The organism is Hymenobacter sp. M1-2, assembly GCF_057808495.1.
The window spans coordinates 68,443-89,476 of sequence record NZ_JBTYZO010000003.1; the positions used below are offsets into that span (position 1 = coordinate 68,443).

General features: G+C 60.4%; 19 protein-coding genes. 9 read left to right on the forward strand and 10 right to left on the reverse strand.

Annotation, left to right across the window (positions count from 1 at the left end; translation table 11 throughout):
• Positions 1–72: 72 nt before the first annotated feature.
• Together ACYSMN_RS04240 and ACYSMN_RS04245 are read right to left on the reverse strand one after the other, a co-directional pair.
• Positions 73–591, reverse strand: coding sequence for an acyl-CoA thioesterase (locus ACYSMN_RS04240; protein ID WP_488922780.1), 519 nt, complete (start codon positions 589–591; stop codon positions 73–75).
• Between the two features lie 115 nt (positions 592–706).
• Positions 707–1,360, reverse strand: coding sequence for a protein-L-isoaspartate(D-aspartate) O-methyltransferase (locus ACYSMN_RS04245; protein ID WP_488922603.1), 654 nt, complete (start codon positions 1,358–1,360; stop codon positions 707–709).
• A gap of 201 nt (positions 1,361–1,561) precedes the next feature.
• Between ACYSMN_RS04245 and ACYSMN_RS04250 the strand changes: the two genes are divergently transcribed.
• Both ACYSMN_RS04250 and ACYSMN_RS04255 read left to right on the forward strand, forming a co-directional pair.
• Positions 1,562–2,983, forward strand: coding sequence for a sugar transferase (locus ACYSMN_RS04250; protein ID WP_488922604.1), 1,422 nt, complete (start codon positions 1,562–1,564; stop codon positions 2,981–2,983).
• Positions 2,984–3,141: 158 nt separating this feature from the next.
• The gene (locus ACYSMN_RS04255; RefSeq protein WP_488922605.1) at positions 3,142–3,732 is read left to right on the forward strand and encodes a riboflavin synthase; all 591 of its coding nucleotides are present in this window, start codon (positions 3,142–3,144) and stop codon (positions 3,730–3,732) included.
• Between the two features lie 20 nt (positions 3,733–3,752).
• Here the strand turns inward: ACYSMN_RS04255 and ACYSMN_RS04260 are convergent, their stop codons facing one another.
• Together ACYSMN_RS04260 and ACYSMN_RS04265 are read right to left on the reverse strand one after the other, a co-directional pair.
• Positions 3,753–4,484: a LytR/AlgR family response regulator transcription factor gene (locus ACYSMN_RS04260; protein WP_488922606.1), complete on the reverse strand. Its 732-nt coding sequence runs from the start codon at positions 4,482–4,484 to the stop codon at positions 3,753–3,755.
• The gene (locus ACYSMN_RS04265; protein WP_488922607.1) at positions 4,481–5,518 is read right to left on the reverse strand and encodes a sensor histidine kinase; all 1,038 of its coding nucleotides are present in this window, start codon (positions 5,516–5,518) and stop codon (positions 4,481–4,483) included. Before ACYSMN_RS04265 ends, ACYSMN_RS04260 begins: the two co-directional genes overlap by 4 nt.
• A 332-nt stretch (positions 5,519–5,850) precedes the next feature.
• Between ACYSMN_RS04265 and ACYSMN_RS04270 the strand changes: the two genes are divergently transcribed.
• The 3 genes from ACYSMN_RS04270 (at position 5,851) to ACYSMN_RS04280 (ending at position 7,603) form a co-directional block, all read left to right on the forward strand.
• Positions 5,851–6,702 carry a DUF3108 domain-containing protein gene (locus ACYSMN_RS04270; RefSeq protein WP_488922608.1) on the forward strand — a complete coding sequence of 284 codons (852 nt, stop codon included), beginning with the start codon at positions 5,851–5,853 and terminating at the stop codon, positions 6,700–6,702.
• A 17-nt stretch (positions 6,703–6,719) separates the two neighbouring features.
• Positions 6,720–7,238: a hypothetical protein gene (locus ACYSMN_RS04275; RefSeq protein WP_488922609.1), complete on the forward strand. Its 519-nt coding sequence runs from the start codon at positions 6,720–6,722 to the stop codon at positions 7,236–7,238.
• 158 nt (positions 7,239–7,396) lie between these two features.
• Positions 7,397–7,603: a hypothetical protein gene (locus ACYSMN_RS04280; protein WP_488922610.1), complete on the forward strand. Its 207-nt coding sequence runs from the start codon at positions 7,397–7,399 to the stop codon at positions 7,601–7,603.
• A 199-nt stretch (positions 7,604–7,802) separates the two neighbouring features.
• On the opposite strand, the gene ACYSMN_RS04285 is transcribed toward ACYSMN_RS04280, so the two are convergent.
• Positions 7,803–8,339 (reverse strand): phosphatase PAP2 family protein, encoded by a 537-nt coding sequence (locus ACYSMN_RS04285; RefSeq protein ID WP_488922611.1) that lies wholly within the window; start codon positions 8,337–8,339, stop codon positions 7,803–7,805.
• Positions 8,340–8,377: 38 nt separating this feature from the next.
• Positions 8,378–9,334, reverse strand: a complete 957-nt coding sequence (hemF, locus tag ACYSMN_RS04290; RefSeq protein ID WP_488922612.1) for an oxygen-dependent coproporphyrinogen oxidase — start codon at positions 9,332–9,334, stop codon at positions 8,378–8,380.
• A 572-nt stretch (positions 9,335–9,906) separates the two neighbouring features.
• Between hemF and ACYSMN_RS04295 the strand changes: the two genes are divergently transcribed.
• On the forward strand, positions 9,907–10,935 hold the full coding sequence (locus ACYSMN_RS04295; RefSeq protein WP_488922613.1) for an MBL fold metallo-hydrolase: 1,029 nt from the start codon (positions 9,907–9,909) through the stop codon (positions 10,933–10,935).
• A 10-nt stretch (positions 10,936–10,945) separates the two neighbouring features.
• Here ACYSMN_RS04295 and ACYSMN_RS04300 read toward each other — a convergent pair whose 3' ends face one another.
• Complete coding sequence (locus ACYSMN_RS04300) at positions 10,946–11,458, reverse strand: GNAT family N-acetyltransferase (RefSeq protein WP_488922614.1); 513 nt, start codon at positions 11,456–11,458, stop codon at positions 10,946–10,948.
• 483 nt (positions 11,459–11,941) lie between these two features.
• Between ACYSMN_RS04300 and ACYSMN_RS04305 the strand changes: the two genes are divergently transcribed.
• Both ACYSMN_RS04305 and ACYSMN_RS04310 read left to right on the forward strand, forming a co-directional pair.
• Entirely contained in the window at positions 11,942–12,181 is a 240-nt protein-coding gene (locus ACYSMN_RS04305) for a hypothetical protein (protein ID WP_488922615.1), read from the forward strand.
• Positions 12,182–12,264: 83 nt separating this feature from the next.
• Positions 12,265–14,457 (forward strand): alpha-ketoacid dehydrogenase subunit alpha/beta, encoded by a 2,193-nt coding sequence (locus ACYSMN_RS04310; protein ID WP_488922616.1) that lies wholly within the window; start codon positions 12,265–12,267, stop codon positions 14,455–14,457.
• 273 nt (positions 14,458–14,730) lie between these two features.
• Here ACYSMN_RS04310 and tamL read toward each other — a convergent pair whose 3' ends face one another.
• Complete coding sequence (tamL, locus tag ACYSMN_RS04315) at positions 14,731–17,250, reverse strand: translocation and assembly module lipoprotein TamL (RefSeq protein WP_488922617.1); 2,520 nt, start codon at positions 17,248–17,250, stop codon at positions 14,731–14,733.
• A gap of 35 nt (positions 17,251–17,285) precedes the next feature.
• On the opposite strand from tamL, the gene ACYSMN_RS04320 reads away from it, so the two are divergent.
• Positions 17,286–18,032 carry a TrmH family RNA methyltransferase gene (locus ACYSMN_RS04320; protein ID WP_488922618.1) on the forward strand — a complete coding sequence of 249 codons (747 nt, stop codon included), beginning with the start codon at positions 17,286–17,288 and terminating at the stop codon, positions 18,030–18,032.
• 25 nt (positions 18,033–18,057) lie between these two features.
• On the opposite strand, the gene ACYSMN_RS04325 is transcribed toward ACYSMN_RS04320, so the two are convergent.
• Both ACYSMN_RS04325 and ACYSMN_RS04330 read right to left on the reverse strand, forming a co-directional pair.
• Positions 18,058–18,480 (reverse strand): response regulator, encoded by a 423-nt coding sequence (locus ACYSMN_RS04325; protein WP_488922619.1) that lies wholly within the window; start codon positions 18,478–18,480, stop codon positions 18,058–18,060.
• Positions 18,481–18,548: 68 nt separating this feature from the next.
• Positions 18,549–20,897, reverse strand: coding sequence for a PAS domain-containing sensor histidine kinase (locus tag ACYSMN_RS04330; RefSeq protein WP_488922620.1), 2,349 nt, complete (start codon positions 20,895–20,897; stop codon positions 18,549–18,551).
• Positions 20,898–21,034: the final 137 nt, after the last annotated feature.

Sequence of the window (21,034 nt, forward strand, 5' to 3'; positions counted from 1 at the left end):
CTCCTGTTTTGGGGAAACCTAGGCAAAGCCGCGCTACCGTGGGGAGCTACGGGCTGAAGCCCGTGCTACATGCTACTCCATGGCAAACAACGCCTTGAGCTCGGTGGCTTCTTCGGGTTTCATGCGGCCCCCGAGCACCAGCCGCAGCTGCCGACGGCGCAAGGCCCCGTCATAGAGCCGGATTTCCTCTTCTGTCTCAGGCATTGCCTCTGGCACATCTATCGGCCGCCCCGACTGGTCGACAGCCACGAAGGTGAAGAAGGCCTCGTTGGATTTGACTTTCGTGCCGCTCGGAATATCCTCGGCCCACACATCGATGTGCACTTCCATGCTGGAGCTGAAGGAGCGGGTCACTTGCGCCTGGAGCGTCACGACGTTGCCGAGGCGGATGCCTTCCCGAAACGACACATTATCCACGGAAGCCGTGACGACGATGCGGTTGGAGTGCTTTTGCGCCGACACGGCGGCGGCAATGTCCATCAGGTGCATCATGCGGCCGCCCATCAGGTTGTTGAGCGTGTTGGTATCATTAGGCAGCACCAGTTCGGTCATTATCACGAACGAATCTTTGACGGGCTTCTGTTTGCGCATCATGCGGAAAGGAGAATCAGATGAGAAGCCGCAAAGATAGGTAGGGGGTATGTTGAAGCATGAAGAACTTGCTAACAGCCCTCGCCCGCTACTAGCCGCACGGTTGCAAGCCGAGCTAGCTTGTCCAACCAGCTTGTCCCAGCAACGGTACGAAGCGAAATTCCTCGAACTCTTCGCGCGTGAATTCCTCTTCGTTCACCCGCGTGACGCGCACCATGCGTTGCACCTGCGCGTCGCCAACGGGAATAACGAGGCTGCCACCCACCCGCAACTGCCGCAACAGGGGCCGGGGTAGGGTGGGCGAACCGGCCGTTACGAGAATTCGGTCGAAGGGGGCGTGCTCGGGCAAACCCACTGAACCATCGCCGCAAAACAGCTGGGCCGGCCGGTGCAAGTGGGCCAGGCGGCGGCGCGTGCGCTCGAATAATACCGACTGATACTCAATGCTGTACACGTGCGGCGTTAGCTCCAGTAGCACGCAACACTGGTAGCCGGAGCCCGTGCCAATTTCGAGTACGCGGTGATGAGGCTCCGGCGCCAGCAGCTCGGTTTGGTAAGCCACGGTATAAGGCTGCGAAATCGTCTGCCCCTCACCGATGGGGAAGGCCTTGTCTTGGTAAGCGTGAGCCTGGAAAGCCGGCTCAAAAAAAGCGTGGCGCGGTACGGCCAACAACGCTGCTAGCACCCGCTCATTGCGAATACCTTTGCGACGCAGCTCTTCCACGAGGGTACGGCGCTGGCCACGGTGTCGGTAGGTGTCGGCGTGCATGATGGGGCTGGCTCGGAGCTGAATGGGGCGTTCGGTACGAAGGAATGGGGTTGAGTGGATTCCGGTTTATTGCTCTACCTTTGCCGCGCTCCAAAACGGGCCTCATGGGCCCGTTGAGGCATTTATTCTTGGTGCGAAACTACCCATTCGCCCCCATAAAACCACTTGCCGGCTCCCCTAGCCGGCCCGATTATATTGCCCTTGATTCGCACCTTCCAACAACTGAAGCTGATAGCTGCCGATTTTGTGGCGGCCCTGCTGGCTTGGGTGTGCTTCTTTCTGCTGCGCAAATACCTGCTCCAGGAAATAACCGAAGGCTACCGCTTCACCGAAGGGGCCCTGTTTTTCCTCTCGGGCTCGTCCTTGATGATAGCCTTCTTCTGGACCATGCTGTACGCGCTAATCGGCGAGTACCGCGACATTTTCCGCAAGTCGCGCCTGGCGGAGATTATCCGGCTGGCCCGCGTGTCGGTGCTGGGAGCGTTGGTGATTTTCTTTGTGCTGCTGCTCGACGACGAAGGCGTGCAGAACTACCGGGCTTACTACAAAACCATTTCCGCGTATTTCCTGCTACACTTCACGCTCACGGCTATTCTGCGCACCTGGGCCGTGAGCAGCGTGCAGCATCTGGTGCGCAACGGTACCATTTTCTTCAATACGCTGCTGGTAGGTTCCAGCACGCTGGCCCTAGATACGCTGCACGAGCTACGGCGCACGGGCCGCCACCTAGGCCTGAAGCTGGTGGGTTTTACGCCCATAGCCGATGGCACTGTGGATGCAGCCCTGGCGGCGGAACTGCCTGCCCGCGGTTCCTACCGCCGACTGCCGGCCCTTATCCGGGCTCTCAAAATCGAGCAGGTTATTATTGCCATCGAGCCCTCCGAGCACCGCATGATCGAGGAAATCCTGACCCTGCTCGAAGGCACGCCAGCCCGCGTCAGCATCCTGCCCGACTTGTACCAGATGCTGCTCGGCTCCGTGAAAGTGAGCCACGTGTTTGGCACGCCGCTCATCGAAATCAAGCAGGACTTACTGCCGGTGTGGCAGAAGGTGCTCAAGCGCGTAATTGATGTGGGCGCCTCGGTGCTGTTTCTGCTGCTGGCCTGGCCGGTGTACGCCTTCACGGCTATTATGGTGAAGCTGTCCTCGGCGGGGCCCGTGTTTTACTCGCAGGAGCGAATTGGGCGCCATGCGCAGCCATTCCGCATTTATAAATTCCGCTCCATGTACATCGATGCCGAGAAGACGGGCCCCGCGCTCAGCTCCGACCACGATCCGCGCATCACGCCCTGGGGCCGCTTCATGCGCAAGGTGCGCCTCGATGAACTGCCGCAGTTCTGGAACGTCATCAAAGGCGATATGAGTATCGTGGGGCCGCGCCCGGAGCGGCAGTTTTTCATCGACCAAATCGTGAAAATTGCGCCCCACTACCGCCACTTGCACCGCGTGCGGCCCGGCCTTACTAGCCTCGGCCAAGTGAAATACGGCTACGCCGAAACCGTACCGCAAATGGTGGAGCGCCTTAAATTCGACATCCTCTACATCGAAAACATGAGCCTGGCCATGGATTTCCGCGTCTTGCTCTACACCCTCAAAATCATCATTGAAGGTCGGGGGAAGTGATTTTTTGATGTGCTGATTGGTCGATGTGTTGATGTGCTAATTTGTCGATGGGCTGTTTTAGGATTGAAAGCACGCTCAATCCACATACACATAAGCACAACAATCACTGCGTCAATGAATCAGCACATTAGCACATCAACCAATCAGCACATCAGACAATGTTCACTGGAATCATAGAAGGCCTGGGCACCATTACGGCGGTGCGGACGGAAGGCACGAACCGCCATTTTACTGTTGCTACCCCTTTCGCGGCAGAGCTGCAAATCGACCAGAGTGTATCGCACGATGGCGTGTGCCTGACGGTGGTAGCCGTAGATGCTCCGGCGGGCACGCACGTGGTGACGGCTATTGACGAGACGCTGCAAAAAACCAATTTGGCGCACTGGCAGCCCGGCCGGCGCGTGAACTTGGAGCGCTGCCTGGCCGCCAACGGCCGCTTCGACGGCCACATCGTGCAGGGCCACGTGGACCTGACGGCCACCTGCGAAAGTGTGGAAGACCAGAACGGCTCCTGGGTGTACCGCTTCCGGCACCAGCCTGGCCCCGGCCGCGTAACCGTCGAGAAAGGCTCCATCTGCATCAACGGCACCAGCCTCACCTGCTTCAACAGCACCGACGACGGCTTCAGCGTGGCCATCATTCCCTACACGTACGAGCACACCACCTTCCAGGACCTGCGCCCCGGCCACCAAGTGAATCTGGAGTTTGACATTGTGGGCAAGTACGTAGCCAAACTCCTTGGCAAATAGGGTTTATGTAGTTGATTTAGCTACTCCGGCTGGAGGTGGCTGCGCTCTATCCACTCCCAGAATGGCTTTCGGTAGGTGTCGCTGATGGGAAGCAGCCGGCCACCCACCACCTGTACTTTGTCTTTATATACTGCCTCAATGCCAGCCAGCGCCACAATATAGGACTGGTGAATACGGACGAACTGCTGGGCCGGCAACTGAGCTTCCAGCGTTTTAAGCCGTTGCAGACTCACAATCTTCTGCTGGCGCGTGTGCAGGGCCACATAGTCTCGAAGACCCTCCACGTACAGCAGATCGGCCAGATTGATGTTGACCAGCTTGGTGCCATCCTTTACGAACAGGAAAGAGGCCGCCGGCGCTATTGGCGTGGGCCCCGGAGCCGTGAGGCGCTGACTCGCTTTGTGCACGGCCCGCAAAAACCGGTCGAGGGCAATGGGCTTGAGCAAGTAATCCACCACGTCCAGCTCGTAGCTTTCCAACGCATATTCTGAGTAAGCAGTCGTGAAAATAACCAGTGGCTGCTGGGGCAAGGCGCGCAGCAAGGCCATGCCGGTGAGTTCGGGCATTTGCACATCCAAAAACAACAGGTCAATAGGGTGCTGGCGTAGGATGTCGAGAGCCGCCAGTGGGCTGGCGCAGGCACCGTACAGGCGCAGAAACGGCACTTTGCTCACGTACTCGGCCAGCAGCTTGCGGGCCAACGGCTCGTCGTCGACGATGAGGCAGGAGTGCGTAGCGGTTGTCGAGCTCATGAAGCCAAGGCCAATGTGAGATGCACGCGGTAACGGTTGGGGTGGTCTTCTATGTGCAGCTCGTGCCGATTTGGATAACTCAGCTCCAGCCGCCGCCGCACGTTTTGCAGGCCCAGCCCCGATGGCTCTCCGCTGGCCTGTTGGTTGGGCGGCAGCTTGCTGTTTTCCACGGTGTAGGAGCAGTGTTGGGCCGTCAGACCAAGGCGAACATCAATCCAAGCTTCGGGCGTATTGTTGCTAACCCCGTGCTTGAAGGCGTTTTCCAGAAACGTGATGAGCACCAGCGGCGCAATACGCAGGCCCGCCGGGTCGCCTTCTATCGCCAGCCGGATCGGTGTTTCGTGGTTCAGCCGCAGCTTCTCCAGGCTGATGTAATTCTGCATGTATTCGATTTCCTTGCTCAGCAGCACTTGCTGGTGGTTGGAATCATCTGTCATGTAGCGCATCATTTGGGAGAGCTTTAGAATGACTTCGGTGGTGTTAGGCGATTGAGTATAGGCTAAGTAATAAAGGTTGTTTAGCGTATTGAAAAGAAAGTGCGGGTTGATCTGGGCTTTAAGAAACTTAAGCTCGGCCGTGAGCTGCGCGTTTTCCAGCGTTTTGGTGCGGGCTTCCAACTCAAACCAGCCCAGCGCAAAGCGCAGCATCCCCACGAACAGCACGATAAAAAACGTAGACGCCGCCACTGATACCCAGAAGGTGGGCGTGTAGAGATAGTCGAGCCGGTGCGAATAATCGTCGGCGAGGTAGCGCACGGCGTGCACCCGTAGGGCCACCACCAGCCCAAACGGCCCGATAAACTCTAGCACATACTGCCAGGCGCGCTGGTGCTGGAGCCAGCGCGGCAACAGCACGAAGTAATTGAAGTACGCAATAAGCCAGTGGCACACCAGTGGCACCAGCACAAAAGCCGCGGCCTGTGCCCCATTGTATTGAGCCTCGGATTGGTACTGATACCAATAGACGGAGAAGTAGGCCGTCCAGAAAAAGAAGTGCAGCAGCGCCACGCGGTAGCGCCGAATAAATGCAGCCATGCTCAAGACGGAGTAGGGTGAGCGCACCGAAATATACCGCTCGCACCGTCACGACTCCACCAACCCCACTGAATTAGCACCTTCCGGGCCAGGACTGTGGCGAAAATTCCACTCTAGAACCAGCCACTATCGGCCGGGTTGCGGCTCGAATCCGAGTTCGTGTCGAACAAAGTAGGGCAAGTGTCGAAAAGGTGGCCGTGGGATGGAGAGCGACGCTTCCTTTGTCTTATTCTTCGGCTTCTGGGTGACTGCAAGCAAGGCTTTTGCCAAGGGTTGCGGCGCCAATAAGCACGGTCTTCCTCTCATCCAGCAAATTAAAACGGCTCTCGCACATGGTACGACTTCATCAAAAAGCCAAACGGGTACTGCTGCTTGGCTTGCTCGGCGGCCTCTGCGTTCTGGGTCAGGGAGCAAGCAACGCCGCCGTTCAGCGGCTGGCCGCGCCCGACTACCGCCCGCCATCTACGCCTGCCGATACGGTCGGCGTTCTACCGGGCCAGCCCTTACGCACCCTCCGCGAAGGCACCAGGCAATACCTGGTGAGCATCCTGCGGCCCGACCAGCCCCGGTTCAATTCGTCGTCTGTCTGGGTGCGGCGGGTGCAGGTAGACAAGGCCCGCGGCGAGGTGCGCATCACGCAGGACTGGCTCGGCGGCGACACGTTGCGCAACCGCCATATCTTTTCTATCTGTCGCTTAGCCGATTTCTCGCCCTTGTACCACCGCGCGCAGAACCGCAAGGGCAGCGTGGAAGCTTTCAATTTTACGCCCACGGCTGTCGTAGGAGCCGATTCGGTGGCTGGCAACAGTAAGCGGGGCTTCTCCGTGGCCCTGCCCGGCCCAACCCTCAACTGGGAGCTAGATCTGGAAGCGTTCGAGCAGCTGGACTACGCGCCGGGAAAGAAATTTTACCTGCGCTTTTATCATCCCGGTGGCAAGACGCCGCCTAAGGGCTATCTGTACTACGTCACGGGCCAGGAAGACCTGTTCATAGCCGGCAATCAGCAAACCAAGTGCTGGAAGCTGCGCATTGACTACGAAGCAAAAAACTACGCCATTTTCTGGATAGCTGCCAAAACCCGAGAGGTACTGAAAATGGAAGAGCACTACAACAACATCGTGCGCTACAAGGTTAAGCTAGCCACTCCTGCCATTGAGCTTGGTCCCGGCGCCCAGGTGTTCTGAACGAGCTGTTTTAAACAATGAGAATCCTCTCTTACATGGGTGCCGTGGTTGTGTTGTTGCTCGGTGAATCGGCCGTTGCCCAACCCTCACAAGCACCCGCAGTAAGCCTGCCAGGCTTGGAGTTCTTTCTGGGCGAGTGGAGTGGAAAAGGCGTATTTGCTTCGGGCCGCGCCATCGAAGCCGACGTATTGTTTGCGCTTGATCTGGATGGGAAAGTGCTGCTGTACCGCCATACCGACCGATTGCCGAATACTTTCAAGGCGCTGTCGTTGTGGCGCTTCGATTCAAAGAAGAATTGGTTTACGGCCGTGATGCACGATAACTTCGGCGGCGTCCGCCAATTTTACGCTTCGGGTTGGCAGGCGAGCCAGCTGGTGCTTGAGAAGCAGGAAACTGATGACGAGCCGGCGAAGCTTGGGGAGCGTTTTGTATTTGAAAAATTAACGCCTACTACCTTCAAAATGACCTATGAACGCGACCGGCACGACGGCCGCGGCTGGCAGTGGGGCGACTACCTAGTGTTCACCAAGAAATAACTGCCTGTCCCGTTTCTAACGGGCATTTGCTACTCAAGTCTTAGTAGCAGGCAAGCTTTCCGGCACCGATAGTCTGCCCGGGATGGTTGATGAAGTGGTATATGGCCAACCCATTGAACAGTAGTGCGTAGAGCGGAATACACCCAATCTTCTACGTCATGCCTAAGTCCAAGCGCGAACTCATAGAACCCACGTCCGGCGACAAGCGCTACGTGCGCCGCAACGAAAAAGGCCAGTTTACCAGCGAAGTCGACCTGAACCGCTCCCTCTCGCAGGACGACCGGCACAACTCCAGTCGCACCAGCAAACCGGGCCAGGGCGACCGGGGGGACGGCCACACCGGCAGCCGCAAGCCGGCTAAGTAAATTGTTAGTGCTTAGGGCTTAGCTGTTCGGTGTTGGCATTATAATAAGTAATTGACTGAGACTTCATAAGCCTTGTACTTGTAAATGAATGCTTGATAATATTTTTCAAGCCAAAAAAGCCGCTGACAAGACCTTGTTAGCGGCTTTTTTCATGTACCGAGGAAGTAGTCGGAAACAAGGCTACGGCCGCTTGCCTGGCTCAAAGAACTTCAGCTAAGGGGCCAGAGGCCGTGAGGCGCCGGTAGACAATGGCGCTACCCCAGGCCAACAAGCTGCCCAGCGCCGCCCCGGCCACTATATCGGAAGGAAAGTGGGCCGCTAGGTAAACGCGGCTGTAGCTGACCAACACGGCCCACGCCAGCAGCAGCCATTTGCCCACTTGGTAGCGCGGCGGCAGCACCAGGGCCATAAAAACGGCGAAGGCAAAAGCATTGGCGGCGTGCGACGACATGAAACCAAACTGCCCACCGCAACCATCCACTAGATTTAGCTTAGCCACCAGCAGCGGGTCGTGGCAGGGGCGCAGCCGGCCGAAGTAGGGCTTGAACAGGCGGCTGGAAATACTGTCGGCCAGGGCCACGGTTAGCCCCAGCAGTGGGAGCAGCAGCCCGGCCCGGCGTTTCATCAGGTAAATGAGTACTACCACCAGCACCGCATAGGCTGGAAACCAAACCTCCCGATTCGTGAAAAACAGCATGAACCGGTCGAGCAGGCGGGTATGGTGGCTATTGGCCATTAGCAAAAGCCAACGGTCAAACGAGTGTAGCGCTTCGATCAAGCGGTGGGTGAGGTTTGGGCGAGCCAGTCGACGCCTTGGCGCAGCCACTGCTGGGTGGCAGCTTCGGGCGAGCCGTGCTCAGGTTGGAGATTATAGTGCCACTCGGCTTGGGGCGGCAGGCTCATCAGGATGCTTTCGGTGCGGCCCCCGGTTTCGAGCCCGAAGCGGGTGCCCCGGTCGATGGCGAGGTTGAATTCCGCGTAGCGGCCCCGGCGCACAAGCTGCCAGCGCTTTTCCCGCTCGGTGTAGGGTAGGTCGGCGTTCTGGCGCAACAGCTCACAATAGGTGCGGCCGTACACTTCGCCCACGGCCCGCACGAAGGCGAATAGCTCGTCAAATGAGCCTTCCTTGCCCACGGCGAGGCGGTCGAAGAAAATGCCGCCAATGCCGCGCGTTTCCTGGCGGTGCGGAAGGTAGAAGTACTCGTCGGCCCACTGCTTGAAGCGGGCGTAGTACCCAGGATTGTGCGGCTGACAGACTTCAGCTATCTGCTCGTGAAACCAACGGGCCTGCGCCTCGTCCACGTAAATCGGGGTTAGATCGAGCCCGCCGCCAAACCAAGCCTCGCCATTGCCGGCCTCGAAGTAGCGCACGTTCATGTGGGAAATAGGCACCCGCGGGCTGCGCGGATGTTGCACCACCGATACGCCGGTGGCAAAATAGTCGGGGTTGGGCATGAGCAGCACGCGGGCCGCCTGCTCGCTCATGATGCCCGATACGGCCGAGAAGTTCACGCCGCCTTTTTCGATGATGCGCCCGTCGGTGAGGATGCGGCTACGGCCGCCACCGCCGCCATGATGCTCCCACGGGTCTTCTCGGAAGCGGCCCTGGCCGTCGGTGGCTTCGAGCTGCTGACAAAGCCAATCCTGAAACTGGCGCATCCAGTCGGCTACCGTATCGCGGGGCGTGGGAGCAGCAATGGGCGCGGGAAAGGCAGGCGAGGAGGTGAGCATGAGAAGAAGGAAAACGGCCGATACAGGGGCAGCGGGTGGAGTAGGAGAACCCGGAAAAAGGCCAGGTCCGGTGCTGCCGCCGTTTCGTTTTGCGAAGGTACAGGATTGCCCAATTGCCACCGCGCTACCACCGCCGTTTTGCCGTCAGGGTATAGCCGGGAGCAGAGCGGAAAAGTTGCGGCCAGGTATCAGCCAAGGTCTTATTTTCCTAGCCCAGAGTGCAAGCCGTGGCCAACCCAAGTTGCAGACAACTAAAAATTAGAGTTAAAACTAGTTCCCCTCCTTTTTTAAGGAGGGGCTAGGGGTGGTTAAGGACACTAGAACGGTTTTTAGAACCAGGTCTAGTAGTCGTTCAACACCAGTCAACCACCCCTAGCCCCTCCTTAAAAAAGGAGGGGAACTAGCTCCTAACTCTAGTTCGCAACTTGGGTTGGCCGGGTGAAAACTGCGTGGCGAAATCCGTAGGGCCTAAAGTATAAGTCCGCTCATCTCGTCTAAGGCAGCACGCAGCCCCTAGCTCCCCACTGAGTTCCGCACCGCTGTTGTTGACTATTCCGCTGACTTTTCTTCTCATGAGAATTTCGGGTAAAAACCCTTCCGCCGAAGCCCAGCAAAAATTTGCGGCGCTGGCCAACTACCGTCAAGGGCAGTTTCATAACCTGGAAGGCGGCGGTGTGAGCCTACGCGAAGCCCGCCTGGGCCGCATCCTGCTCGATTATCTGCGCAAGCCCAGCACCGTGACGCCTTCCCAGCGCATGCCCTCGGTGCGGACGGACCTGTGGGGCCTGACTGCTGAGACGCCCACGGTGGTCTGGTTCGGGCACTCGTCTTACCTCATTCAGTCGCGCGGCCTGCGTATTCTCGTCGATCCGGTGTTTAGCGGTTACGCTTCGCCGTTTTCGTTCTCGGTGAAAGCCTACCCCGGCGCCAACGAGTACAGCGTGGAAGACCTACCGCCTATTGATGTGCTCGTCATCACCCACGACCATTACGACCACCTCGACTACCAGACCATTACGCAACTCAAGGACCGCGTTGGCCGCGTAATCGTGCCGCTGGGCGTGGGCAGCCACCTTGCTTACTGGGGCTTTGCGGCGGATAATATTACCGAGCTGAACTGGCACGAAACGACGGTACTGGCCGAAGACACCCGACTCACGGCCACCCCCGCGCAGCATATGTCGGGGCGGGGAGTGGCGCCGCAGCGCACCTTATGGGCCTCGTACGTGCTGGAGCTGCCCGGCTACCGCCTGTTCCTGGGTGGCGACAGTGGCTACGGCGCGCACTTCCGCGCCATTGGGGAGCAGTACGGCCCGTTTGATCTGGCACTGCTCGAAAACGGCCAGTACAACGAGCTGTGGCACGCCGTGCACACGCTGCCCCCCGAAACGGCCCGCGCTGCGCAGGAACTACGGGCCCGGATGCTGCTGCCGGTGCATTGGGCCAAGTTCACGCTCGGCTACCACCCCTGGAACGAGCCAATCCAGCTGCTGCTCCCCGAAGCCGACCGGCTGGGAATACCCGTCACGGTGCCGCGCATTGGGGAGCCGTACACCTTGGGAGAGCCCGCCCTGCGGACGGAGTGGTGGGATATTGCCTAGGCACTGGGCCTTACAGCCGTTTCCGCATCAACAGCAATTGCAGTTCCTGCTTCGGAACGCTCAGCTTGGCTTCTTCCGGAAAGGCCACGGTTTCGCCGGTGGGCCGGAAACCCAGCCGCTCGTACCAGGCAATCAGCTCCGTGCGCACCGAAATAACGGAGATGAGTACGCCGTTGCACCCAACCTGCCGGGCGTGCTCTTCGGCCGCGGCCAGCAACTGCCGCCCCACGCCGCGCGCCTGCTGGTCGGGGTCCACGGAGAGCATGCCGAGGTACAGGTCCGGCCGCTTGATTTCCAGGTACACGCTGCCAAGCAGCTGACCATCCGTGTCCCGGGCCATTAGAAAAGTAACGCCGGGCGTGTTCAGCAGCTTTCCTAGCTCGTGGGCATCGGTGCGCAGACCGTCGAGTAGGTGGGCTTCGGTGGTCCAGCCGCGGCGGCTGGCCTCGCCCCGGTAGGCGCGGTTTACCAGCGCAACGAGAGCCGGAATATCAGAGGGAGTAGCGGCGGAGATGGTGAGCATGTGGGGCAGTGGGTGAATGAGCGGATGAGTGAATGAGTGAATGAGTGAATGAGCGGATGAGTGGATGAGTGGATGAGTGGATGAGTGGATGAGTGAATGAGTGGATGAAGGCGCGGTAATTGTCCCAGGACTTGCGCGCCTAGGCCTCCCAAAAGCCCCGGAGGGGCGGCATATTGGTAGTAAAATGAGGGTAGAAAAGAACCAAGCCCCGTAGGGGCGACACGCCCGTTGCGGCGGTTTGGAAGTGTCGCTCTGTTGGAGCTTTCCATCAGAACAACGGGATGTTAAGGGTCCATCGGGGCTAAAAACGAACTAGTGAGCGAAGCCATGCCTCAACATAGCAGACGCTATTGGTCGGTGCAAAGAAAGAACGAGCTTAGCCGGCCACAAGGTTAGCACCCCGGATGAAAAGTTAGCACCCCGGATGAAAGGTTAGTGGCCCGAATGGTTTCGGAAGTGAACCGAACACTTCCGAAAGTGCCCATGAAGCCCCAGGAAGTGGGAGGGAAGCCCCGCGCAGTACCCCGAACAGCTTCGGAAGTACCTCGAACAGCTTCGGAAGCGCCCCGAACCCGTTGGGAAGTGGACCGAACGGCGTCGGAACACACCCGTAAAGACCGGGAAGGCACCTTTTCGTCGGTTACTTGGTTGCTGTCGGCTCCCGCCCACCTACTTGGCTCCCAAGTTCTGGTCTACCCGGAATACCGGCTGGCAGGCGGTTAAAAGCGGCCTGTTCCGCAAGGAGCCGCCCGGTCCCGCATTCTCTGCCGAAGCCGTAATTTCGCTCTCGTACTTATTTCCCGCTCATGCTCCCGCAAGCCGCCCCCACCCTCGACCCCGACTTTACCACCATCCAGCCCGACCACGCCACCCTCCGCCGCGCCTACCGCCTCATGCGCACGGCCGACGAAATGGCCCGCCTCTACGAAGAAAACAAAGCCGTAACGGCCAAGTATGTCCACGCCACGGCCCGCGGCCACGAGGCCATCCAGCTCGCCGCCGCCTTCCAACTGCGCCCCACCGACTACGCCGCGCCCTACTACCGCGACGACGCCCTGCTGCTGGGCTTCGGCCTGGAGCCCTACGAGCTGATGCTCCAGCTCATGGCCAAGCGCGACGACCCTTTTTCCGGTGGCCGCACCTACTACAGCCACCCCTCCCTGCGCCGGCCCGGCTTCCCCGTCATCCCGCACCAAAGCTCCGCCACCGGCATGCAAGCCATTCCCGCCACCGGCATGGCCCACGGCGTGAAGTATCTGGAAAATCAATTAGTAATTAGTAATGAAGAATTAAGAATTACTGATACCGACGCCGCTACTACCGACGCCAACGGCCATAGCAGCCAAGCAACAATTCTTAATTCTTCATTACTAATTACTAATTCAAGCGTGGTTCTCTGCTCGATTGGGGATGGAGCCATGACGGAGGGGGAGGTGTCGGAGGCGCTGCAAATGGCCGTGCTGCACCAGCTGCCCATTATGTATTTGGTGCAAGACAACGACTGGGGCATTTCGGCTACGGGCCGGGAGATGCGTGCCATGGATGCCTACGAGTTTGCGGCCGGCTTCAAAGGCCTGCACCGGTTGCAGGTTGACGGGGCCGATTTCCTGGCCAGCTACGCCGCGATGCAGGAAGCCACCGAGTACGTGCGCCGCACGCGCGGCCCAGTGCTGGTGCACGCCAAGTGCCCGCTGCTCGGCCACCACACCAGCGGCGTGCGCCGCGAGTGGTACCGCGGCGACAACCTCGCCACCCACACCCTCAACGACCCGCTCCCGCGCTTCCATCAGCAACTGTTAGAGCTGGGCTTCTCGGAAGAGGAACTGAGCGTACTGGCCGCCGAAGCCCGCGCCACCGTGCAAGCCGACTACCAGCGCGCCCTGGCCGCCCCCGCGCCCGACCCCGCCACCTTCGCCGACCACGAGTTTGCCCCGCCCGCCGTGACCGAAGAAGCCGGGGAGCGCAGCCCCGCTGGCGCTGAAAAAGCGCTGATGGTAGATGCGGCCCTGCACACGATAGACGACATTCTGCGCGAGTTCCCGGAGGCCCTGTTCTACGGCCAGGACGTGGGCGGCGAGCTGGGCGGCGTGTTTCGGGAGGCGGCGCTGCTGGCCAAGAAGTACGGCGATGCCCGCGTCTTCAACACACCCATCCAGGAGGCCTACATCGTGGGCAGCACGGCTGGCATGAGCGCCGTGGGCGCCAAGGCCATCGTCGAAATCCAGTTTGCCGACTACATCTGGCCCGCCCTCAACCAGCTGGTGGAAGAGCTGAGCAAGTCCTGCTACCTCTCCAACGGCCAGTTTCCGGTGCAAAGCCTGATCCGGGTGCCCATCGGGGCCTATGGCGGCGGCGGGCCCTACCACAGCGGCTCCATCGAAAGCACCTTGCTCACCATCCGCGGCATCAAAGTGGTGTATCCCAGCAACGCCGCCGATATGAAGGGGCTGATGCGCGCCGCCTTCCTCGACCCCAATCCGGTGGTGATGCTCGAACACAAAGGCTTGTATTGGAGCAAAGTGCCCGGCACCGAAGACGCCAAAACCATCGAGCCCGCCGCCGGCTATGTAATTCCGCTCGGCAAAGCCGCCGTAGCGCAACAAGCCGACGAGGAGAAGCTGCGCAACGGCGAAACCTGCGTGGTCGTGACCTACGGCATGGGCGTGTACTGGGCCAAAACCGCCAGCCGGCAGTTTCCGGGCCAAGTGGAAATCCTGGACCTGCGCACCCTCAACCCCCTCGATTTCGACGCTGTACAGGCGGCCGTGCGCCGCCACGGCAAGGCGCTAGTTTTGACGGAAGAGCCGCTCATGAATTCCTTCGCCGAAAGCCTGGCCGGCCGCATTCAGCGCACCTGCTTCCAGCAACTCGACGCGCCGGTTTTCACGCTCGGTGCCGCCAACCTGCCCGCCATTGCCCTCAACGTGGACCTGGAACGCCAGATGCTCCCCAATCCCGACAAAGTAGCCGCCGCCCTCGCCGAGCTGCTGGCGTATTGAGCACCCCACGTTTAGGAGTCAATAGTTGAGCCCCAGCGGGGCGGCATATCGGTAGTTGAGGTGCCCCACACATAGTTTGAAAGCCCCATCGGGGCGACACCAATCGTTGGACCGTTTGTGTCGCCCCGATGGGGCTTTATTTACCGTTACGCTCATGTCTTCTACCGACATGCCGCCCCGCTGGGGCTCAACTATCGACTTTCAAATGGGCGGTAATTAACTGCAAAATGATACTAACCAAGGGCCTAAGTTCTAGGCTCTAAATTCTAAGCTCTAAAACGGATACCCGATGCCGAGGTTGAAGGCTGTTTGGTCTTGGCTGTTAAACAAGCTAGCCTTGCGCACCACCCATTTGTTGCCGGGGGCCGTGGGGTCGTATACTTTCGTGGCGATGTCGAGGCGCAGGATGAGGAAGGTGAAGTCGAAGCGTAAGCCGAAGCCGGAACCCACCGCAAACTCACGGTAGAAGCTCTTGGGGTCGAACTGAGCGCCGGGTCGGCGGTCGGACTGCAAGACCCAGACATTGCCGAAGTCCGTGAAAATGGCGCCGTTGATGAAGCTAAACAGCGGAAAGCGGTACTCCACGTTGCCTTCCAGTAGCACCTCGCCCGGCTGCTCCACGTTGAAGTTGCGGATGCGCTGCCCATTAGTGGTAATAGAGTCGCCGTTGCCCGCTCTGTTCTGCACGTACGAGGTGTAGGCGCCCGGCCCAAGGCGCCGCGGTTTCCAGGCCCGGACGCTGGTGTTGCCGCCCGCGAAAAAGTATTTGTCGTACGGGATAACGCTGTTGCCGGGGCGCAGCGGCTGCACCAGCCCCCCGTTCAGCCGGTACACCAGGAAGGACCTGGGGCCCAGCTTATGATACCGACGGTAATCGACATTCAACCGGTAAAAGTCCGTGACGCGGATGCCCTGCCGGTTTAGCGTTTCCTGGTACAAGGACCGCGTAATACCGCCCACTTCCGCGAAAAGCCGCAAATACCGCGCATCCCGCGTCTCGTTGAAATCGTTGGAATTATAGAGCGACGTGAAGCTGAAGCTTGGTACGAACTGGCGGCTGAAGGTAAAATCGGCCGCCGCTGGGTTAGGAAACTGGGCCCGCAACGTCTTATAGAAAACCGAGGCCGTATCCAGCCCGGTGGTGTTGACCAGGCTCAGATCAACGGGCGTAAAAACCAGCTGGTGAAACGCCGAGCGTTGCCAGATATAATCAAAGGTGCCTTCCAGGTTGGTGCGCGCGTATTCGGGCCGGCTCACGAAGTTGTAGCCGATGGTAAAGCGAGTGCGCGGGTTGTAACGAGTTAGGAATTGGTTGGGGCGCCACGGCACCAGAAACTGGGGCAGAATCAGGTTTAAGTTGGCCCCAAGCTGCGTGGTGAGCGTGCTTCGCAGGTTCCCGGTGTTGTCGTTGTTCACCAGCTCGTACTGGCCTTCGAAACCGGCCCGCAGGCCCAGCTCCAATACTTCCGCGCCGCCAAATGGATTACGGGCTTTCAGGCGCAGGTTGCCGAAGGGGCCCGCCCGCTCAGCCACGTAGGTACCGCCAAACTCCACCGTTTCTTGGTAGCGCTTGGCTGGCGAGGCCGCCACCACAGCGTCTAGCTGATGCCGTAGGCTGTCTTCGGCGGTGCGGGGCCGCACGCGGACGTAGTTTATCGTGGTGAAGCGGAAAATATCGAGCTGGCTGAGTTGGCGCTGCGTCGTCTGCGTGTTGGTGATATTATAGTAGTCGCCGGCGTGGATGGCCAGTTTGCGGCTGAGCAAGCGGGTGCTGATGCGGTGCCGAAAAGCCAGATAATACGTGGAGTCCACCACGACGGTGTCGCGCTTCTGCCCGAAGCGGACGGTGCCAGCATCGGTAATAACGCGCACCCGCCGAATGGTGTAGCGCGGGTGCGGCTCGCCGGAAGCGGGGGAGGCGATGATAGTGCGCAGGCGCACGGTGGCGGGCGCAAAGCTGGTGTCGGCTTCGAGCGTGATGTACTGCTGGCGGAAGTCGAAGTAGCCATCGTTCTTGAGCAGCGCATCGAAGCGGGCCCGCTCCTGGTCGATTATCTCCTCATCGTACCGGTCGCCGACGTGCAGCAGCGTGGCCGGCTGCGCCGCCAGCACCCGCCGCGCCACCGCCGAGTCGGCAATGTCATAGTCGAGCTGGGAGTAGCGGAAGGGCGTGTTTTCGGTGATGCGGAACGTGACCAGCACGCGGCGCTGGTGCAGGCTATCGGAGCCGCCGAAGAGTCGGCCCAGCGAGAAGCGGCGGTCGGCCAGCGTGTCGGTGTACTGCACGCGGCTGCGGAAAAACCCCTTCGATTTGAGAAAAGTGGCAATCTGCTCCGCCGTTTGGCGCGTCAGCGCCGAGTCGTAAATCACCGGCGGCTCGCCGAGGCGCATAATGGCGTTGCCTTTGTCGAGGGCCAGTTGGAGCCGGCTGGTGCGCCGCTCGCGCTTGGTGAAGAGCTTGCCCACTTTCGCCGAATCGGGGCGGGCGGCCTGCATGCGCTGGTCGAAGCGGGCTTTGGTGGCGTCGAGCTTGCGTTGGAGCCGGGCGGGGTTGTAGAAGCTGCGGCCTAGCTGGTAGATTGTTAGTTTTGGCAGCGGAAAGCTGCTATTGGGCTTCTGCCGGTACAGGGCCTGAATCTTCTCGGCGTCGGCCTGCTTCACGCCTTTCAACTCGATGCGGCTGAGCAGCTGCTGCTTGGGGCCCAGCAGGCGCAACGGCGAACAGCTCGCCAGCAGCCCTAGTAGCAGCACAGCTAGCCCAACCGTGGCTTGGCGGTTCGGTTTATGTTTCACCTTAGGCCCCGTAGGGCGTCTGTTCAGCAAAGCGTATGGTCTCAAAAGCAGTGGCAAAATACGTACACGCGCTGCACCTGAAAAAGTATCGGCTCCGGCACGGTGCCTTTCTGGTGGAAGGCGGCAAAAGCGTGCTGGAGCTGCTAAGTTCCGCACTTCCAACGGAACGCGTGTTCGTAACGGCAGAATTTGCCCCAAAATTACCTCCGCAGCTCCCTGCCGGCCTCGTGGAAGTGCTCAGCGAAGACGAGCTGACTCGCCTCGGCACCCTCGCCACCAACAACACGGCTCTCGCTATTGCGCGTTTGCCCGCCGAGCCGCCGCTGCTGCCCGGCCCCAACACGGGGCTGCTGCTGGCACTGGACCAAGTGCGCGACCCCGGCAACCTCGGCACCCTCATCCGCCTGGCCGACTGGTACGGCCTGCCCGGCGTGGTGCTCAGCGACACCTGCGCTGACCCCTGGGCCCCCAAAACCGTGGCCGCCACCATGGGCTCTTTCACCCGCGTGCCGGTGTGGCAGCGCGACTTACCCGCCTGGCTCGGCACCTTACCCGCTGGCCTGCCCGTCTATGGCGCCGACCTGCACGGCGATAATGTGCACGCGCTGGCGCTACAGCCGCAAGGCGTGCTCGTGATGGGCAGTGAGTCGCACGGGCTCACGCCGGAAGTGGAAGCCTGCCTCACGCAGCGCCTGCACATTCCCGGCCGCGGCCAGGCCGAAAGTCTCAACGTCGCCATTTCGGCCGCCATTCTGCTGGATAATTTTCATCGGAATGGGTGAGCCCTCAGCCATGCCAGGGCTTGGTTCACGAAGCCGAGGGGTCCCAGCCGAAGTGCTGCTGGAGCAGGTCGTTTACTTTTTGGGCGTTCAGAGGCTTGTTCAGAAACCCGTTGATGGGGAATTGGCTCACCCGCTCCACATCGTGCGGGTGCAGTGAGGTGGTGAGCATCACGACGATGATGGCCTGGCGGTGCGTCAGGGGCAGGTGCTGGTAGGCTTCCAGAAACTGGATGCCGTTCATGCCGGGCATGTTCACGTCGAGCAGAATGAGCGCCGGACACGTGGGAGTGGGCGGCTCGCAGCGCAGTGCTAACTGCGTGAGGGCCTGCTGGCCGTCGAGGGCCACGAAAATATGCTCGGCCACATCCAAGCGGTGGAGCAACAACTCGTTCAAGTAGTTGGTCGTCTGATCATCGTCGACCAACAAGACGCTGGACAATTTCTTCATGAATAGGCTGTTTGCTCGCTGCCCGCTATTTGCCGGGCTCGTAGGCAGCGCACCAGACTATACGGACCTCAACGGCGGAAGTACACGGAAAACGTGGAGCCCTCGCCTGGTTCGCTCGCCACTTCCACTTTGCCTCCAGCATTCTCTACGGTGCGCTTCACCATGTACAAGCCGATGCCGGAGCCTTCGACGTGGGCGTGCAGGCGCCGAAACATCACGAATAGCTCCGCCTGCTGCGTAGGCGTGAGGCCCAGCCCATTATCCTGCACCGACAACACCGTGTAGTGTTCCTGCTCGTGGCAGCGCAACTGCACGTGTGGTGGCCGGTCTGGGTGGCGGTACTTGAGGGCGTTGCTGAGCAGGTTGTACACCACGGAACGCAGATTGCGGGCCGAAAACGCCACGGTCTGGCAGTCCCCCAGGTTGATGTCGAGCTGGGCGCCGGTTTGCTGCACGAGCGACTGGAGGTCCAACCGTACGTCCTCAATCATAGCGTGCAAATCGACCTGCGTAAAGGGCTGGTCGTGCTCCTTTTGCAGCTTGGTGACGTCGGTTAGGTAGTCGATGGTGCGCTTGAGCCGGTCCACCGACCCGAGCATCATGCCCAGCAAGGTGTCGGCCTCCGGAGTTGGCGTGCTGTCGGTCAGCAGTTGGGTGTGCAGCGCGTCTACCAGTCCTTCGAGGTTGGCGATGGGCGCTTTCAGGTCGTGGGAGGCGGCGTAAATGAAGTTATCCAGGTCGATGTTGGTGCGGACGAGCTGCTCGTTGGTGGTGCGCAGTTCGTGGTTGAGCGCCTGGGCTTCGTCGCGGGCCGTACGGAGCTTTTGCGTGAGCCGCCGCAGGGCTTGCTCGCCGAGTTGGCGCTCGTGCACGTCCAGCACGGTCCCAACAAAGCCTTCGTACTCGCCGGTGGCATTGAAGCGCGGCAGCGCCGCATCGAGGGTCCAGCGATAATGCCCGTCGCGGCGGCGTAAGCGGTACAGCAGCCGGAAGGGCGCGCGGTTGGCGTTGGCTTCCATGAAGGTGTTGGCCGTGGCGGTTACGTCGTCGGGGTGCACGGCCGTGAGCCAGCCCAAACCGAGGGCTTCGGCTTCGTTCTGACCAGTGAAGGCATACCATTGCTGGTTGAGGTAGGTGCACTGCCCCTGAGGGTCCGTCACCCAGAGCATGGCGGGCACGTGGTCGGCCATCTGCCGGAAATACTGCTCGCTTTCCAGCAGGGTCTGCTGCAAATGCTTGAGTTCGTGGATGTCGATGGCTGCTCCCACCCACTGCGCAACCTGGCCGGCGGCATCGCGCACGGGCACGGCGCGGTCGAGGTGCCAGCGGTACTCGCCGGTGGCGGCTAAGCGCAGGCGCACCTCCGCTTGAAAAGGCTGGTGGGTTCGTACGGCTTCCAGCCACGCTTCCAGCACCGGCTGCTGGTCATCGGGGTGCGTGAAGTGCTGCCAGCCGAGGCCCTGCCCGTGGGCCGTGCTGGCAACCTGCTCCCACCGGGGGCTCAGGTAGGTGGTACGGCCCTGCGCATCGGCCTCCCATACCACCAGCGGGGTAGCTTCGGCCAGCCGGCGGAAGCGTGCTTCGCTCTGCTCGGCCTGCTGCCGGTCGCGGACCTGCTCCGTGACGTCGGTGGCAAAAAACACGAGCCCTTCAACCTCTCCCTGGGCATTGCGGCGGGGCTGGCAGGTAAACGAGCCATAGATTTCCTCGGGGGGTGCCCCGTCGTGCCGGGCCAGCCAAAGCGGCATCTCCCGCGCCGAAAACGCTTCGCCCGTGCGGTACACCTGCTCCAGAATAGCGGGTATCGACGAGTTGGCGAGTTCGGGCAGCGCTTCGAGCAGGGGTTTGCCTAGCAAAGCGCGACCGGGAAACACCCGCTGGTACGCCGGGTTGACCAGCTGGTAGATCCAAGTAGGCCCGTCGAACACGGCGATGGGCACGGGGGCTTCGGCGTAGAGTGTGTGCAGCAGGCGGCGCTGGCTTTCCGCTTCCTGGCGGCTGCGCACTTGCTCGGTCACGTCGTAAGCAAACACGGAAATGCCCACGATGTGGCCCTTCTCGAGGTACGCTTGATAGGTGAAATTGAAATATATCTCCTTGGGCGGGCCGCCGTCGCGCGGGTCGATGGCGAGGAGCATTTCCTGGCCGAAGAAGGTTTCGCCGGTTTGGTACACGCGGTCGAGCAGAGCCACGAAGCCCTGGGTAACGGCCTCGGGCTGCGCCTCGGCCACGGAACGGCCGTGCATAGTGCGGCCGGGAAATAAGGCCTGGTAGGCTCGGTTGTAGTACGCAAAGCGATGTTCAGGCCCCCGCAACAAACAAATAGCCGCCGGCGTCTGCTCGAAGACCTGGTAGAGGGTTTCCGACTCCTGCGCTGGGGAAGAAGAATCGGGGGCAGAAGGAAGCTGAACGTTCAACGGCGTAAAAATCGAGAGCCACGTGGACAAGCAAGATACAACATGCGCACTACTCTAAAGCAGCCCGCAAGCAACATAGCAGCAACAAGCAATTGCTCCGCCTTCAGGACGTACTTGCTGCGCAACGTTGCTGCATC

What these genes read in the sequence shown, in the direction of transcription:
- ACYSMN_RS04240 (WP_488922780.1), bottom strand. Translation starts at nt 591, where the DNA reads ATGCGCAAACAGAAGCCCGTCAAAGATTCGTTCGTGATAATGACCGAA.
- ACYSMN_RS04245 (WP_488922603.1), bottom strand. Translation starts at nt 1,360, where the DNA reads ATGCACGCCGACACCTACCGACACCGTGGCCAGCGCCGTACCCTCGTG.
- ACYSMN_RS04255 (WP_488922605.1), top strand. Translation starts at nt 3,142, where the DNA reads ATGTTCACTGGAATCATAGAAGGCCTGGGCACCATTACGGCGGTGCGG.
- ACYSMN_RS04260 (WP_488922606.1), bottom strand. Translation starts at nt 4,484, where the DNA reads ATGAGCTCGACAACCGCTACGCACTCCTGCCTCATCGTCGACGACGAG.
- ACYSMN_RS04265 (WP_488922607.1), bottom strand. Translation starts at nt 5,518, where the DNA reads ATGGCTGCATTTATTCGGCGCTACCGCGTGGCGCTGCTGCACTTCTTT.
- ACYSMN_RS04270 (WP_488922608.1), top strand. Translation starts at nt 5,851, where the DNA reads ATGGTACGACTTCATCAAAAAGCCAAACGGGTACTGCTGCTTGGCTTG.
- ACYSMN_RS04275 (WP_488922609.1), top strand. Translation starts at nt 6,720, where the DNA reads ATGAGAATCCTCTCTTACATGGGTGCCGTGGTTGTGTTGTTGCTCGGT.
- ACYSMN_RS04280 (WP_488922610.1), top strand. Translation starts at nt 7,397, where the DNA reads ATGCCTAAGTCCAAGCGCGAACTCATAGAACCCACGTCCGGCGACAAG.
- ACYSMN_RS04285 (WP_488922611.1), bottom strand. Translation starts at nt 8,339, where the DNA reads ATGGCCAATAGCCACCATACCCGCCTGCTCGACCGGTTCATGCTGTTT.
- hemF (WP_488922612.1), bottom strand. Translation starts at nt 9,334, where the DNA reads ATGCTCACCTCCTCGCCTGCCTTTCCCGCGCCCATTGCTGCTCCCACG.
- ACYSMN_RS04295 (WP_488922613.1), top strand. Translation starts at nt 9,907, where the DNA reads ATGAGAATTTCGGGTAAAAACCCTTCCGCCGAAGCCCAGCAAAAATTT.
- ACYSMN_RS04300 (WP_488922614.1), bottom strand. Translation starts at nt 11,458, where the DNA reads ATGCTCACCATCTCCGCCGCTACTCCCTCTGATATTCCGGCTCTCGTT.
- ACYSMN_RS04305 (WP_488922615.1), top strand. Translation starts at nt 11,942, where the DNA reads ATGAAGCCCCAGGAAGTGGGAGGGAAGCCCCGCGCAGTACCCCGAACA.
- ACYSMN_RS04310 (WP_488922616.1), top strand. Translation starts at nt 12,265, where the DNA reads ATGCTCCCGCAAGCCGCCCCCACCCTCGACCCCGACTTTACCACCATC.
- ACYSMN_RS04320 (WP_488922618.1), top strand. Translation starts at nt 17,286, where the DNA reads ATGGTCTCAAAAGCAGTGGCAAAATACGTACACGCGCTGCACCTGAAA.
- ACYSMN_RS04325 (WP_488922619.1), bottom strand. Translation starts at nt 18,480, where the DNA reads ATGAAGAAATTGTCCAGCGTCTTGTTGGTCGACGATGATCAGACGACC.